The sequence below is a fragment of the Microbacterium sp. Soil_N32 genome (assembly GCF_057655505.1).
The window spans coordinates 106,628-120,792 of sequence record NZ_JBDGME010000013.1 but is presented as its reverse complement, the minus strand read 5'-3'; the positions used below and the strand labels follow the sequence as shown (position 1 = coordinate 120,792).

The window sequence follows — 14,165 nt, the reverse complement described above, 5'->3', positions numbered from 1 at the left end:
GGTGCATGCCAGGTGGGCGCGATAGCGTGCGGATGACCACCGCGATCCCCCACCGCAGAGGACACGATGAGCCACGCCCTCCCCCTTCCGGCCTCCGCCGCGACCTCGTCGTCCGAATACGAGGGCTTCGTCGGCTGGGTGCTCAGCCTGATCGAGTCGCTCGGCGAGCTCGGCGTCGGACTCGCGGTCTTCATCGAGACGTTCGTGCCGCCCATCCCCTCGGAGGCGATCCTGCCCGTGGCGGGCTTCCTCGCCTACGAGGGACGCATGAGCTTCTGGGGAGCCTGGGTCGCCTCGACCCTGGGCGCGCTGCTCGGCGCCCTGCTCTGGTACGCGATCGGGGCCGCGATCGGCCGCGACCGCACGCGACGCCTGGTGGGGCGCATCCCGCTGCTCGACCACGACGACTTCGACAAGGCCGAGGCCTTCTTCGACCGGTGGGGCGTGCGCGCGGTGCTGTTCGGACGCTGCGTGCCACTGGTGCGCTCGTTCATCTCGATCCCCGCGGGCATCGAGCGCATGCGGCTCTGGGCGTTCGCGCTCTACACCACGCTCGGTTCGGCGGTCTGGAACGGCATCTGGATCGGCCTGGGCTACGCGTTCGGCCCCGCCATCAAGCCGGTGCTCGAACAGTGGAGCGGCCTGATCTCGAACGTCGCCGTCGGGGCGATCGCGCTGCTCGTGCTGTGGTTCGTCGCCGCGCGCATCCGCCGCCGCCTGCGCGACCGCGCCGACGACCGCTCCCTGCAGCCCGACGCCGACTAGTCCCCCGGCTGCGTGCGCTCTGCCGCGTGAGGGGCCAAGGGTCAGGCGTCAGGTACCCCCGCGGGCGGCGCGCTTGGCCTCTTGGAAGACGCGGATGGCCTCGTAGCGTTCGGCGGAGCGCGCCTGGCGCTTGGCGGCCTGCTCGGCGCGGTCCTTGGGCGGCGCGCTGGTGACGAGGTCGTCGAGCAGGCGCCGTACCGACTGCTCGATCTCGGCCACGGCCCGGTCGAAGACGTCGCGGTTCGCTCGCGAGGGCGCGTTCGTGCCCGATATCTTGCGCACGAACTGCACCGCCGCGTCATGGCACTCGTCGTCGGTCGCGGGCGGGGCGAGGTTGTTCAGCGGGATGATGTTGCGGCACATGCCAGCCACGCTAGGCCCGTGACGCCAGGAGTCAAGAGCATCCCCTCACGCGGGCAGCGGAGCGCGAAGGGCGGCGTCGATGAGGTCCACGACGTCGGCGGGGGCGGCGACCGCGGCCAGTTCGGGGCGCAGCGCGCGACCGGGCACCCAGCGGATGTACGCGTCGAACTCGGTCGCCATCGCGGGCGAGTGCTCCGCGAGGATGCCCGAGACCAGAGCGCACGCACCCGGCAGATCGGCGAGCACCGCGAGGTCGGTGTCGACGCCGCCCGGACCACCGCCGCGGGAGGGCGGATGCACCGGCCCCGGCCCCGCCTCGACGACCCACTCGTGCGTGCCGGGGCCGACCGCGAACGGCGCGCGACCGGGCAGCACCACCTCGGCATCCGACCCGGTCGGCACCTCGGCCGTCACCCTCACCCGGTCGCCCTCGCGCCGCCAGGCCACCCGCGCGGGCCCGTACGGGGTCTCGTGCCGCACCTCGGCGTGCGCCAGCCGCGACGGGAACCACGGATGCACGCGCAGCCGCCGATACCCGGGCGCCGCCGGGGCGAGGCCCCCGATCCGCCGATGCAGCACATCGGCCACCGCGCCGAACGCGCAGTGGTTCAGCGACACCATGCCGGAGGGATGCAGCGTGCCGTCGGGGCGCACGGCATCCCACCGCTCCCACATCGTCGTCGCGCCCTGCGTCACGGGGTACAGCCACGACGGGCACATGGTCTGGAAGAGCAGCTGCTCGGCGGCGTGCTCCTGCCCGTTGTCGAGCAGGGCGTCGAGCACCACGGGCGTGCCGAGGAACCCGGTCGCCATGCGGTAGCCGCCGGCGCGCAGCAGGAAGGCGAGACGCTCGGCCATGGCCCTGCGCAGGCGGGCGGGAGCCAGGTCGAGGGCGAGCACGAGAGCGTACGCCGACGGGGCATCCGACATGAGCCGCCCCTCGGCCGTGAGGTACGCGCGCTCGAACGCCGCCGCGGCGCGCGTCGCGATGCCCGCAGCCTCGTCGGCTCCCGTCTCGTCGCCGGCCTGGCGCAGCGCCTCGGCGGCGAGCCGCGCGGAGGCCACGCGATACGCCCCGGCCACGAGGCCCGGGTCGGCCTTCGCCTTGTCGGGCCGGGGCGAGGTGGGGTCGAGCCAGTCGCCGTACTGGAAGCCGCGCTCCCAGAGCCCCCCGGCATCCGCCAGACCCTCGCATGCCGCGACCCAGGCCGCCATGGCGGGGGCGAGTCGCGCGCGCACGTCGTCGTCGCCGTAGCGTTCCCGCAGCAGGGTCGGCACGATCGTCACGGCATCGCCCCAGCCTGCCGCAGCGACCTCGGCGAACGCGCCGAGCGGATTGGGCACGACCGTCGGCACCACCCCACCGAGCGCGCGCTGCTCGAGGGCGAGGTCGTCGAGCCACGTCCCGTAGAGGGCGTCGACGTCGAAGACCGAGGCGGCCGCGGCCGCGAAGACCTGCGCGTCGCCGGTCCACCCGAGGCGTTCGTCGCGCTGCGGGCAGTCGGTCGGCACGGCGAGCAGATTGCCGCGCAGGCTCCACACGACGTTCTCGTGCAGCCGGTCGAGCAGCGGGTCGGACGAGGCGAACCATCCGGTACGACGCACGTCGCTGCCCAGCACGATCGCGCGCACGTCGGACGGATCGAGCGGATGCCCCAGCCCCGACACCTCGGCGTACCGGAAGCCGTGGAAGGTGAAGTCCGGTTCGATCTCGCGCGGTCCCGCACCGTCGCCGACGATGCGGTCGGTCGCCTCCGCGGCCCGCAACGGCCACGTGCACAGCTCGTCGCCGTCGAGCACCTCGGCATGGCGGACCACGACCTCGGCGCCCGCGGGCAGGTCGAGCCGCAGACGCAGGCGCCCGACGAGGTTCTGACCGAAGTCGATCACCGTACGACCGTCCGCCCGCGCATCCACCGATACCGGCGCGACCTCGGCGACGCGGCGCACCGGCTCGACGTCGAGCAGCTCGACCCGCACACCCGACGGCACGGGCGTCACGGATGCCGGGAGCCAGGCCGCGTCGTCGAAGCCCGGGAGCATCCACCCCGCGCTCTCGCGTCGGAGGTCGCGGTGCTCGCCCGCGTACAGCCCGCTCGCGACGAGCGGCGGCGCCGGATCGACCCGCCACCCGGTGTCATCGAGTTCGGTGATCCGGCCGTCGGCGTGCACCAGGCGCAGTCGCACCGAGACGGCGGGCTGATCGCCGTACACGCGGGCGGCGTTCGCGCCGAAGCCGTAGCGTTCGGTGAACCAGCCGCCGGCCGCCCGCACGGTCAGCGCGTGCACCCCCGGTGTCAGCGCCGTCGTCGCGTCGGCGACCTCGAGCGGCAGCCGGTCGCGGTACGAGGTCCAGCCCGGCTTCAGCACGTGATCGTCGACCTCGACGCCGTCGATCGCCACCTGGTGCACGCCGTGCCCCGTCGAGGCGAGCGTCGCCGACACCACGTCGTCCGGCACGTGCACCTCACGGCGCAGATGCAGCGGCGCCGCCGCGCCGGCGGGCGCCGGGTGTGCGAGCATCCCGCGGTCCCACGCGCCGTCGGCCAGGTGCACCGCGAAGGGCAGCGCGGGGCTCCACGCCGTCCAGCGACCGTCGTCGCCCTGCACGCGCACGGCCACCGTGTGCGACGTCCCGTCGATCAGGGGCGCGAAGGGCCACCGCACGAGCACCGAATCGGCGTCGAGCATCCGCTCCTCGGCGTCGTCGAGACGCAGCTCGGCGCGCAGGGGACGCCACCCGGGCGGCCCCTCGACGGTCCACGAGACCGCCGGGGTCGGCACGACGGCGACCGAGAGATCGCGCCGGCGCCCGAGCCGCAGCCCGGTGACGACGGGGGTCACGCGAGGCGTTCCCGCAGCCAGCGGATGCCTCGTTCGTCCTGCACGGCGCCACCGCCCTCGTGACCGTTGTCGGGGTAGATGACGATGTCCTTGTCGGTGCCGCCGTGGCGGTGGAACGCGGCGAACACGGTCGACGGCGGGCACACCGCGTCGAGCAGCGCCACCGAGAACAGCGCGGGGCAGGTCGCCATCGGGGCGAGGTTCGCCACATCGCTGTACGACAGGGTGCGCAGGGCCTGCTCGCGCAGGGTGCGCTGCGAGGCGAAGAACCGCGGCAGCTCGTCGTACGGACTGGTCGAGGCGAGGTCGAGTGCGCGCGGCAGATCGGTGAGGAAGGGCACGTCGACCGTGGCGGCGGCGACGGCCGGGTGCAGGGCGGCCGCGGCGAGCGCGAGCGCTCCGCCCTGGCTGCCGCCGCGCACGGCGGCGCGAGTCGCACCGGTGAGGGCGAGCGCGGCGTCGACCGCCAGCACCGCGTCGGCGAGCAGGCGGCGGTAGTAGTGGTCTTCGGGGCTGGCGAGCCCGCGCGTGAGGAAGCCGGGGGCCGAGGGGCCCGAGCCGACGGGATCGGGGGTGTCGCCCACGGCGTGCACACCGCCCTGCCCGCGGTTGTCCATCACGAGGGTCGTGAAGCCCGCGTGCACCTCGAGCGGGATCTCGTGCGCGAGGCCGCGTCCCGATCCGTAGCCCTGGTAGCGCACGACCACGGCCGAGGTGTCTCCCTCACGGGGCGTGTGGAGCCACGCGCGGATCGGGTGTCCGCCGAACCCGCTGAACTCCACGTCGCGCGTGCGCACCCCGCGCACGACCGTGTCGACCGCCGTCGCCCGGGGCGGGGCGGCGAGGGCGCGCGACTCGTCGAGCGTGCGGCGCCAGAACTCGGCGAGGTCTGCGGGCGGTTCGGAGACCGCGCGGTAGGCGTACAGCTGCGCGAGCGGCAGGTCGAACAGGGGCATGGGGTCTCCGTTCCGGGAAGGGGGATGCCCGGTGCCGCCGCCGAGAGGCGACGACGGCACCGGGCAGGGGGGATCAGCGGGCTGCGTGGGCCCGGCGCCGGCGCGCCGCGAGCACGCCGCCGCCCAGCAGGAGCGCGAGGCTCAGCAGGGCGAGCGCGATCGGGGCGGATGCTCCGGTCTGCGCGAGCGGGTCGGCGGCGGCCGCTCCGGTACCGGTTCCGGCGCCGCCGGTGCCGGTGCCCGTGCCGCCACCCGTGCCGCCACCCGTGCCCGGGGTTCCGGGGTCATCGACGGCGGCGAGCAGGCGCACGGGCAGGAACTGCGTCGAGTCCTTCTCGGCCGCGATGCCGCCACCCCAGGCGAGGTAGCCGTCTCGGCCGGCGCCGTCGGCCTCGTTCACGATGAGCGCGCTGCTCACGAGGGCCGAGTCGGGGTTCACGCCCCCGAGCCGCACCCACGGCACCGCCGCCTCGTACACGGTGGTGCGGGCATCCTCATCGCGCTGCACCGCCACCTGCGACCCGGCGACCGTGCCCGGGCCGTCGCCCACCGCCAGCCAGCGGTACAGCTGCGGGCCGACGGGCGTGAGCGCGAGGCCCAGCTCGTGCCAGGCCGTCGCCGCGCCGGGGGCGCCGCCCGCGACGGTGAACTGCACCGAGTCGCCCTGCCAGATGTTCGCACCGGCGGCGGGCTGGTCGTGCACGTCGTCGGTCACCTCGACGCTGACGTAGAGGTTGTCGTCGTCCCACGTGTACCAGAACCGCGCCGACTGGTCGTCGGACGCGGCGAGCGCCGCGAGGGCGCCGGCCTCGGCATCCTGCCCGGCGAGCACGACGGGGGTGAGGTCGTCGAGGTCGTCGAGCACGCCGTCGACCACGATGGTGCGGTGGGCGGCGTCGAGCGCGGCGTCGACGTCGAGCGGGGCCACGGCGCCGGATGCCCGGAGCTCGCGGTCGCCGATCGTGGCCGTCGCCGTCCACGCCGTGCGGGCGGCGAGGCCGTCGAGCGGCACGTCGACCGTGAGCGCCTTGTGGGGTGCGACCTGCTCGTCCTCTGCGAGGGTGCTCGCCGCCTCGCCCAGCACCGCGGTGAGGGAGTCGACGGTCAGCGCGGCGTCGGAGGCGTTGCGCAGGGTCAGCCGCAGCACGGATGCCCCGTCGGCGGTGATGGTCTGATCGCCGCTGAGGGTCACCGGCTCGCTGACCGTGGTCGACGCCGTGAGGGCGCCGAGGAAGGTCGTGCCGCGGTACAGGTCGGCGTCGACGACGTACTCGCCGAGCGCCGTGGCCGCGGGCAGCGTGAAGTCGACCGTGGCCGACGCTCCCGCGGCGACCGTCTGGGCGACCTCCTGGCCGTCGGCGAACACGAGGCGGTAGTCGCCCGCCGCGGTGCCCGCGGCGTTGTCCATCGTCCAGTGCGCATCGATCGGCTGACCGAGGTACGCGGGGTCGAGCGTGAGCGTCGTGGCGTTGGCGGCCACGCCGGTCAGCTCGCCCTGCACGTACACCGGGCCCTCGCGGAGGTCGAGCACGACGCTCGCGCCCGTGCCCGCAGCGACCTGACGCGAGCCGCCGTACATGTCGACGAGGGTCACGTCGCCCTTCAGCTCGACCGTGATCGAGCGGGCCCAGGTCGACCACAGCGCGGTCACCGGGCCCGACGGGGTCGTGAACGCCACATTCCACAGGTCGGCGATCGAGGTGTCGCGGCCGGCGAAGGTCGCCCCCGCGAGCACGTCGGCCGCGGTCGAGTACGACGCGAAGGCGGGCTTCGGGGTGAAGGCGCCGAACGGGTCGCGCGGGTTGTGCAGCAGGCCGAAGTTCTCCTCGGTCTCGTTCGCGTTCACGCCGTCGTTGACGAGGTCGTAGACGTAGTACCGCTCGACGTCGTGCATGGCCGTGATGACGGCCGACTTTGCGATGTTCGCCGCCTGGCTCTGCTCGCTGATCGCGCGGGCGTTGGTGCCGGTCGGCCACCCGTGCTCGGTGATCCACAGCGGAATCGACTCGCCGTCGTTGTACTCACGCACGAGCGCGTCGATGCGGTTGAGGGTCTCGTCGAGGGCCTCGGCTCCCACGGGGTAGCTGTACGGGTGCAGCACGATGCCGTCGAGGTAGTCGAGTGCGCCCAGGCGGAAGGTGTTCTCGAGCCAGTCGGTGTTCAGGTTGGCGATGGCCGGGCCGATGACGGGCAGGTCGGGGTCGACCGCCTTCACCGCGGGCGACGCCGACTTCAGCAGGTTGACGTAGTGCTCGGGGGCGACGTTCGTGTTGCCGCCGAGGCCCAGGTCCCACTCGTTCCAGATCTCGATGCCGGTCGACATGTCGCCGAACTGCTCCGCCATCTCGGCGGCGTAGGCCGAGTAGGCGGCGACGGCCTCGGGGCTGACCGGGCCGTTGCCGCCGTCGTACAGCGGGTTGCCGTAGCCGGCGAGCAGCAGCGGCTTCACGCCGGTGGCGCGGGCGCGGTCGAGGAACTCGGCGCGGGCGAGCGACCAGTCGTACACCCCGGGGGTCTTCTCGACCTCGCTCCAGTAGACCTCGTCGCGGAACTGCGCGACGCCGCCGAGCTCGAGCGCCTGCATCGAGGCGGGATCCCAGTTCTGCCCGTAGTGGGTCGCCGCGCCGTAGCGGCCGTTCGCCGTCTGGGCGACGTCGGTGTCGGCGAGCACCGCGAAGGTGGTCTGCGCACCGCCGATGCGCGCCCCGTCCTGGTAGGCGTCGACGGTCAGCGTCGCCCATCCGCGGCTCGCGCCCGCGAGCACGAGCGAGCCGTCGTTCTGCTCCTCGCCGCTCGCGAGGGTGCGGCCGTCGGCCGAGGTGGTGCGCCAGCGCACGGTGTCGGCCGTGGTGTCGTACGGGAAGGCGACGGTGTCGCCCGCGGTGAAGAGGTTGCCGAACGTTCCGGAGCCCAGGGTGAAGGCGGGCTCCTCGGCCTCCGCCGAGACGACGATGTCGTCGACGAGCACGGTCGCGGTGGGGAGCGAGGCATCCGGCCGCGCCCAGCCGTTCACGACGAAGCCGATCTGCTGCGCGGGTCCGTGCCACTCGCCGTCGCCCGCCCCGCCCCAGGCGCTGTGGCTGGGCTCGCCGGTGACCGAGGGAAGGCTGATCTGCTGCCAGCCGTCGACCTCGGGCACGGGAAGGAAGCTCTGGTGGGTCTGACCGGTGACGTCGACGAGCTGCACCCCGATCGTGTGCAGGTTGTCGGCGTCGACCCAGAACGAGACGCTGTCGAGGTCGGTGTTCGACAGGGCGCGCACGCCCATCTCCCATCCGTCGACGCCGCGGACGGCGGTGTCGAGCTGGATCTGCACCGACGAGGCGCCGGTGTGGCCGCGGTCCGCGGCGGTCACGGTGCTCGGCGCGACGGTGGTGCCGTCGAAGGCCACCGCCGACCAGCCGTCGAGGTTCTCCACCGCGATGGGGGTGTCGGCGGCGACCGCCGCCGACGGGAGGGCGAGCGTGCCGACGACGAGCAATGCCGCCCCCGCGCTCAGGGTCCGCCCACGTCGCGCGGGGCGCGGCAGGTGCGTTCGTGATCTCACTGGTGTCTCCTCTTCGAGCCGGATATCGCGAAAATCGGGAAATCGTTTTCCCTCCGGCATCCTTGCGAGCGGAGTGCGCCCGTGTCAAGCGCGTTCTTCGCGGTGAAACACCAATCGGAGCATCCGTAGAATTGCTTTTGACGAACCGGGCGCGCACCTGGTAGACATCGGTAGAGCAATCGCTTTTCCCGATACTCAGCACCCGAACGAAGGAGTTCCCATGTCGAATCGCATCCGCGCAGCAGCGGCTCTGCTCGCGCTCGGCGGCCTCACCGCCGGCGTCGCGGGCTGCGCGTCCTCCGACCAGCCCGCCGATTCCGACGGCGGCCAGGTCACGATCCAGATCGGCGACCGCCCGTCGTCCGACCGCCCCGAAGACCGCAAGTACTTCGACGAGCGCGTCGAGGCGTTCGAGAAGGCCAACCCCGACATCGACCTTGAGGCGGTCGAGACCGGATACGACGCCACCACCTTCCAGGCGCTCGCCGCCGGCGGCACCCTGCCCGACGTGCTGAGCGTGCCGCTCACCGAGCCGCAGGGCCTCATCGCCCGCGGCCAGGCCGCCGACATCACCGACGCGCTCAAGGACGAAGGCCTGCTCGACTCGCTCAACCCGTCGATCCTCGACCTCGCGTCCGACGACGACGGCAAGGTCTACGCCGTTCCGACCAACGCCTACTCGTTCGGCCTGGTCTACAACCGTTCGCTCTTCACCGCCGCGGGCCTCGACCCCGACGCCCCGCCCACGACGTGGGAAGAGGTGCGCGAGGCCGCGAAGCAGATCAACGAGAAGACCGGCGCCGCCGGGTTCTCGGTGCTCACCACCGCCAACACCGGCGGATGGCAGTTCACCGGCATGACCTACTCGTTCGGCGGCACCGTCGAGAACGAAGACGGCTCGAAGGCCACGTTCGACGACGCGCCCTCGGCCGACGCCCTCGCGCTGCTGCACGACATGCAGTTCGAAGACGGCACCCTGCCCGCGAACACGCTGTACGACATGGACGCGCAGGGTCAGGACTTCGCGGCCGGCAAGATCGGCATGATGATCGGCGCGAGCGACCGCTACTACGGCGTCGTGCAGAACCTCAAGCTGCCGGCCGAGGACTTCGGCATCGGCGGCATGCCCCAGGACGGCGGCCCCAACGGCACCCTCTCGGGCGGCAGCGTGCAGATCGTCAACCCGAAGGCCACGGATGCCGAGAAGGCCGCCGCGGTGAAGTGGATCGAGTTCTTCTACCTGCAGCGCTACTTCGACGAGGAGACCGCCGTCGCCGACGCCAAGGCGTCGAACGAGGCCGGCTCCGTCACCGGCCTGCCGGGTCTCGCCGTCGTGAACACCGAGGCGTACGACCAGTACTTCGAGTGGATCGCGGACTACATCAACGTGCCGTCCGACAACTTCACCCCGTACCTCGACGCCTCGACCGAGATCCCGGTCGTGCCCGAGCCCGTCAACAACGCGCAGGAGGTCTACAGCGCGCTCGACACCGTCATTCAGACCGTGCTCACCGACGAGAGCGCCGACATCGACGCCCTGCTCGCGAAGGCGCAGGAAGACGTCCAGGGTCGCCTGACCCGCTGACACACCCCGATCGGGGCGGATGCTCCGGCATCCGCCCCGATCATCCCCGTGGAGGGACCGATGTACCAGAAACAGCCCACCGGCGGGCACGCGACCCGGCCGGCCACCGGACTCCGGCGCTGGCGCCGGATGCGCCCCGGCCTCGTCGCCCTCGGCATCGCCGCCCCCGCGATCCTCGTCTACCTCTACTTCTCGTGGGGCCCGATCGTCTCGTCGCTCGTCATGAGCGTGCAGGAGGTCGTTCCCGGGCAGGCCGCCGAATGGGTCGGCTTCGACAACTTCGCCTACGTGCTCAGCGACCCCAACCTGCCGCAGGCCGCCCTGAACACCCTCTACTACACGCTGCTCGCGATCCTCTTCGGCTTCCCCGTGCCGCTCGCCCTCGCCGTGTTCATCGCCGAGCTGCGCGGTCACCGCTGGTACTTCAGCGCCCTCGCCTACCTCCCCGTGATGGTGCCCCCGGTCGTCGCCATCCTGCTGTGGAAGTTCTTCTACGACCCCTCGTCCGACGGTGTCTTCAACACGATCCTCGGCGCAATCGGCATCGGCCCCGTCCCCTGGCTCACGAGCCCCGCCTTCGCGATGCCCTCCATCGTGCTCGAGACGACCTGGGCCGGTGCGGGCACCGCGGTCATCATCTACATCGCCGCGCTCACCAGCATCCCGACCGAACTGTACGAGGCCGCCGAGCTCGACGGTGCCGGCATCTGGAGCCGCGTCTGGCACGTCGCCCTACCGCAGATGCGCGGCATCATCGGCACCATGCTGCTGCTGCAGGTCATCGGCACCATGCAGATCTTCACCGAGCCCTTCCTGTTCACCGGCGGCGGACCGCTCGGGTCGACCAAGACGCTGCTCATGACCATCTACGACTACGCCTTCGTGCGCGTCGACTACGGTGCCGCCACCGCCCTCAGTGTGCTGCTCGCCGCCGTGCTCTGCATCGTCGCCTTCCTCTACACCCGCCTCACCCGTCGTTGGAGTGCCGCATGAGCGCCCCCGCCCGCACGCCGCTGCGCCGCCCTCGCCCCCAGCGCGAGGCAGCCGCCTCGCGCACCAACATCTCCGACTCCGACCGCCGCCGTCGCGTCGTGCGGGTGACCCTGGGCATCGCCCAGGCGCTCGTGCTCGCCGGTCTCGTCATCGCCGGGCTCGGTCCGCTCGTGTGGCTGGCGCTCGCCGCCGTCTCGCCCACGCAGGACCTCATCCGCGAACCCTTCGCGTTCTTCTCGAGCGGGGTCGTGCAGTGGGAGAACATCGGCATCGCGTGGGAACGGGGCCGCATCGGCCACTACCTGCTGAACACCGCGGTGCTCGCCCTCGGCGCCACGATCGCCACCCTGGTCGTCTCGACGACCGCGGCGTTCGTCATCACGGTGCTGAAGCCGCGGTGGGGCAAGCTGCTCTCGGGCGCCATCCTCGCGACCCTCTTCGTGCCCGGCATCGTCGCCCTCGTGCCGCTGTATCTCACGGTGCGTGAGCTGCCGGTGTTCGGCGTCTCGCTGCTGAACACCCCGTGGGCGATCTGGCTGCCGGCCGCGGCGACCGCGTTCAACGTGCTCATCATCGCCCGCTTCCTCGAGTCGATCCCGGCCGACCTCTACGACGCCGCGCGCATCGACGGCGCGGGCGCCCTGCGCATCCTGTGGAGCATCGTGCTGCCGCTGTCCCGCCCCATCCTCGGCGTCGTCGGCCTGCTGGCCGTGGTCGCATCGTGGAAGGACTACCTGTGGCCGCTGCTCGTGCTGCCCGACCCCGACAAGCAGCCGGTGTCGGTGGCGCTGCCGCGTCTCGCGGCGCAGACCGAGCTGAGCGTGCAGATGGCCGCGCTGTTCCTGTCGCTGCTGATCCCGGTGGTGCTGTTCCTGCTGTTCCAGCGGCAGTTCCTGCGCGGCGCGAGCATGGCGGGCGGGGTGAAGGGATGACCCGCGTCCTCGTCACCGGCGCCGACGGAGAGATCGGTCGCGCGGTCAGCGGCGCCCTCGTGCGCGCCGGCTACGACGTCACCGCGCTCTCGTTGTCGTACGCGTCGCCGCATCCCGCCGATCGCGTGCTCACTGGCGACACCACCTCGGTCGCCGACGTGGCTGCGGCCCTCGACGGGGCGGATGCCGTGGCGCACTTCGCCGCGATTCCACACCCGACCCTCGGCACGCCGTACGAGGTGTTCCGCGTGAACACCGACTCGACGTTCAACGTGCTGCAGCAGGCCGGTGAGCGCGGCATCCGCCGGGCCGTCATCGCGAGCAGCATCAACGCCCTCGGCTACCCGAACAACCCGCATCGGGCGTTCCCGCCGTCGTTCCCCCTGCGCGAGGACACGGTTTCCGACGTGGCAGATGCGTACTCGCTGTCGAAGGGCGTCGACGAGCAGACCGCCCGCTACGCGCACCGCCGCTACGGCATCGACGTGGTGGCCCTGCGGTTCCCGCTGGTGAAGTGGCCCGAGGTGCTGCGGTCGGCGGCCGCCGAGGTCGCCGCCGACCCGGCGAGCATGGCCCGCGAGGGGTGGGGGTACCTGACCATGGCGGATGCCGCGCGCGCCGTGCTGCGGGCCCTGGAGGCCGACGTCACGGGGGTGCTCGTGGCCGGACTCAGCGCCGACGACATCCTGCTCGACGAGCCGACCGCCGCCCTGCTCGCCGCGCACGCCCCCGGGGTGCCGATCGAGCATCCGATCGACGGCTCCGACAGCCTCATCGACACCAGCGTCGCGGCGACCGTGCTCGGGTTCCGCCCGACCGAGTCGATCCACGACGGCACCGCGTCCGCTCCCCCGATCGCCCTGAGGAACCCCCGATGATCGACGTCCCCGCCCCGACCTTCGCCCAGCCGTGGGAGCCGCGCGACGACGTGCGGATCACCGACATCCGCACCATCGTCACCGCCCCCGAGGGCATCCCGCTGGTCGTGGTGAAGGTGCTCACGAGCGACGACGGCCTCTACGGCCTCGGCTGCGCGACCTTCACGCAGCGGTGGCAGGCGGTCGCCGCGTACATCGAGCACCTGCGTCCGCTGCTGGTGGGCCGGTACCCCGGCGACATCGAAGACCTCACCCGCCTCATCCGGTTCTCGTCGTACTGGCGCGAGGGACCGGTGGGCAACAACGCACTGTCGGGCATCGACATGGCGCTGTGGGACATCGCCGGCAAGCGCGCAGGCATGCCCGTCTACGAGCTGCTCGGCGGGCGCGTGCGCGCCGCGGCCGACGTTTACCTGCACGCCGAAGGGGCGGATGCCGAGGCCACCGCCGCCCATGCCGAGGAACTGCGCGAGGCCGGCCTGCGGCACATCCGCGTGCAGAGCGGGCAGCAGGGCATCGGGCACTATGGCGCCCCGCCCACCGTCGGCGAGTACGGATGGGCGAAGAACCCCCGGGGCTGGCGCGTCGACGAGTATCTGCGCCGCACGCCTCAGCTCTTCGCCCGCATGCGCGAGCTGCTCGGCGACGACGTGGCCCTGCTGCACGACGTGCACTCGCGGCTCATCCCGCGGCAGGCGGTCTCACTGCTGCGCGACCTCGAGCCGTACCGGCCGTTCTTCATCGAGGACGTGCTGGCCCCCGAGCACTGGGAGCGCCTTCCCGAGGTCGCCGCCGTGTCGTCGGTGCCGATCGCGGTCGGCGAGCTGGCGACGTCGTTCACCGAGGCGGCGCGCCTGGTGCGCACCCACGCGGTCGACTACCTGCGCTGCCACATCTCCGACGTCGGCGGGCTCAGCGCCGCCCGGCGCCTGGCGGTGCTCTGCGACATCGAGGGCGTGCGCACGGCATGGCACTCCCCCGGCGACGCCTCCCCGTTCGCGGTGGTCGCCGCGGTGGCCCTCGACGTCACGAGCCCGGCCTTCGGCATCCAGGAGGGGCACGTCTACAACGAGGCCACCCACGAGGTCTTCCCCGGCATGATCGACATCGAGAACGGCTGGCTCACCCCGCGCGACGAGCCCGGCTGGGGTGTCGACGTCGACGAGGCCGCCGCCGCCCGGTACCCGGCCGCGCTGTCGGGGCACGACGCCTGGGCGGCGGGCGTGCGCTCCACCGACGGCGCCCTCATCGCCCCCTGACCCCGTTCCCCTCCTTCCCCTCCTTCCCCTCCCCACGTCTGGA

The 14,165-nt window shown here is 72.6% G+C and carries 10 protein-coding genes; 6 read left to right on the top strand and 4 right to left on the bottom strand.

The genetic code is table 11. The annotated features are described in order from the left end of the window. The first annotated feature begins 66 nt into the window (after positions 1–66). The gene (locus AC3A3J_RS03065) at positions 67–765 is read left to right on the top strand and encodes a DedA family protein (RefSeq protein WP_487670886.1); all 699 of its coding nucleotides are present in this window, start codon (positions 67–69) and stop codon (positions 763–765) included. Positions 766–813: 48 nt separating this feature from the next. Here AC3A3J_RS03065 and AC3A3J_RS03060 read toward each other — a convergent pair whose 3' ends face one another. From AC3A3J_RS03060 to AC3A3J_RS03045, 4 genes are all read right to left on the bottom strand, one after another. Further along, the gene (locus tag AC3A3J_RS03060; protein ID WP_487670885.1) at positions 814–1,128 is read right to left on the bottom strand and encodes a DUF2277 domain-containing protein; all 315 of its coding nucleotides are present in this window, start codon (positions 1,126–1,128) and stop codon (positions 814–816) included. Positions 1,129–1,173: 45 nt separating this feature from the next. Continuing rightward, entirely contained in the window at positions 1,174–3,972 is a 2,799-nt protein-coding gene (locus tag AC3A3J_RS03055) for a family 78 glycoside hydrolase catalytic domain (RefSeq protein WP_487670884.1), read from the bottom strand. Further along, positions 3,969–4,928, bottom strand: a complete 960-nt coding sequence (locus tag AC3A3J_RS03050; protein WP_487670883.1) for an acetylxylan esterase — start codon at positions 4,926–4,928, stop codon at positions 3,969–3,971. Before AC3A3J_RS03050 ends, AC3A3J_RS03055 begins: the two co-directional genes overlap by 4 nt. A 73-nt stretch (positions 4,929–5,001) precedes the next feature. Then, positions 5,002–8,475, bottom strand: coding sequence for a sugar-binding protein (locus AC3A3J_RS03045; protein WP_487670882.1), 3,474 nt, complete (start codon positions 8,473–8,475; stop codon positions 5,002–5,004). A 220-nt stretch (positions 8,476–8,695) separates the two neighbouring features. On the opposite strand from AC3A3J_RS03045, the gene AC3A3J_RS03040 reads away from it, so the two are divergent. From AC3A3J_RS03040 to AC3A3J_RS03020, 5 genes are read left to right on the top strand one after another with little or no spacing between them, the layout of a single operon-like run. Then, positions 8,696–10,060 (top strand): extracellular solute-binding protein, encoded by a 1,365-nt coding sequence (locus AC3A3J_RS03040; RefSeq protein WP_487670881.1) that lies wholly within the window; start codon positions 8,696–8,698, stop codon positions 10,058–10,060. A 60-nt stretch (positions 10,061–10,120) separates the two neighbouring features. Continuing rightward, a complete protein-coding gene (locus tag AC3A3J_RS03035) occupies positions 10,121–11,053 on the top strand; it encodes a carbohydrate ABC transporter permease (RefSeq protein ID WP_487670880.1) in 933 nt (310 codons plus the stop codon). Further along, positions 11,050–11,985, top strand: a complete 936-nt coding sequence (locus tag AC3A3J_RS03030) for a carbohydrate ABC transporter permease (protein ID WP_487670879.1) — start codon at positions 11,050–11,052, stop codon at positions 11,983–11,985. The genes AC3A3J_RS03035 and AC3A3J_RS03030 overlap by 4 nt, the downstream gene beginning before the upstream one ends. After that, positions 11,982–12,863 carry an NAD-dependent epimerase/dehydratase family protein gene (locus AC3A3J_RS03025; protein ID WP_487670878.1) on the top strand — a complete coding sequence of 294 codons (882 nt, stop codon included), beginning with the start codon at positions 11,982–11,984 and terminating at the stop codon, positions 12,861–12,863. The genes AC3A3J_RS03030 and AC3A3J_RS03025 overlap by 4 nt, the downstream gene beginning before the upstream one ends. Continuing rightward, entirely contained in the window at positions 12,860–14,122 is a 1,263-nt protein-coding gene (locus AC3A3J_RS03020) for an enolase C-terminal domain-like protein (RefSeq protein ID WP_487670877.1), read from the top strand. The genes AC3A3J_RS03025 and AC3A3J_RS03020 overlap by 4 nt, the downstream gene beginning before the upstream one ends. The last annotated feature ends 43 nt before the right edge of the window (positions 14,123–14,165 follow it).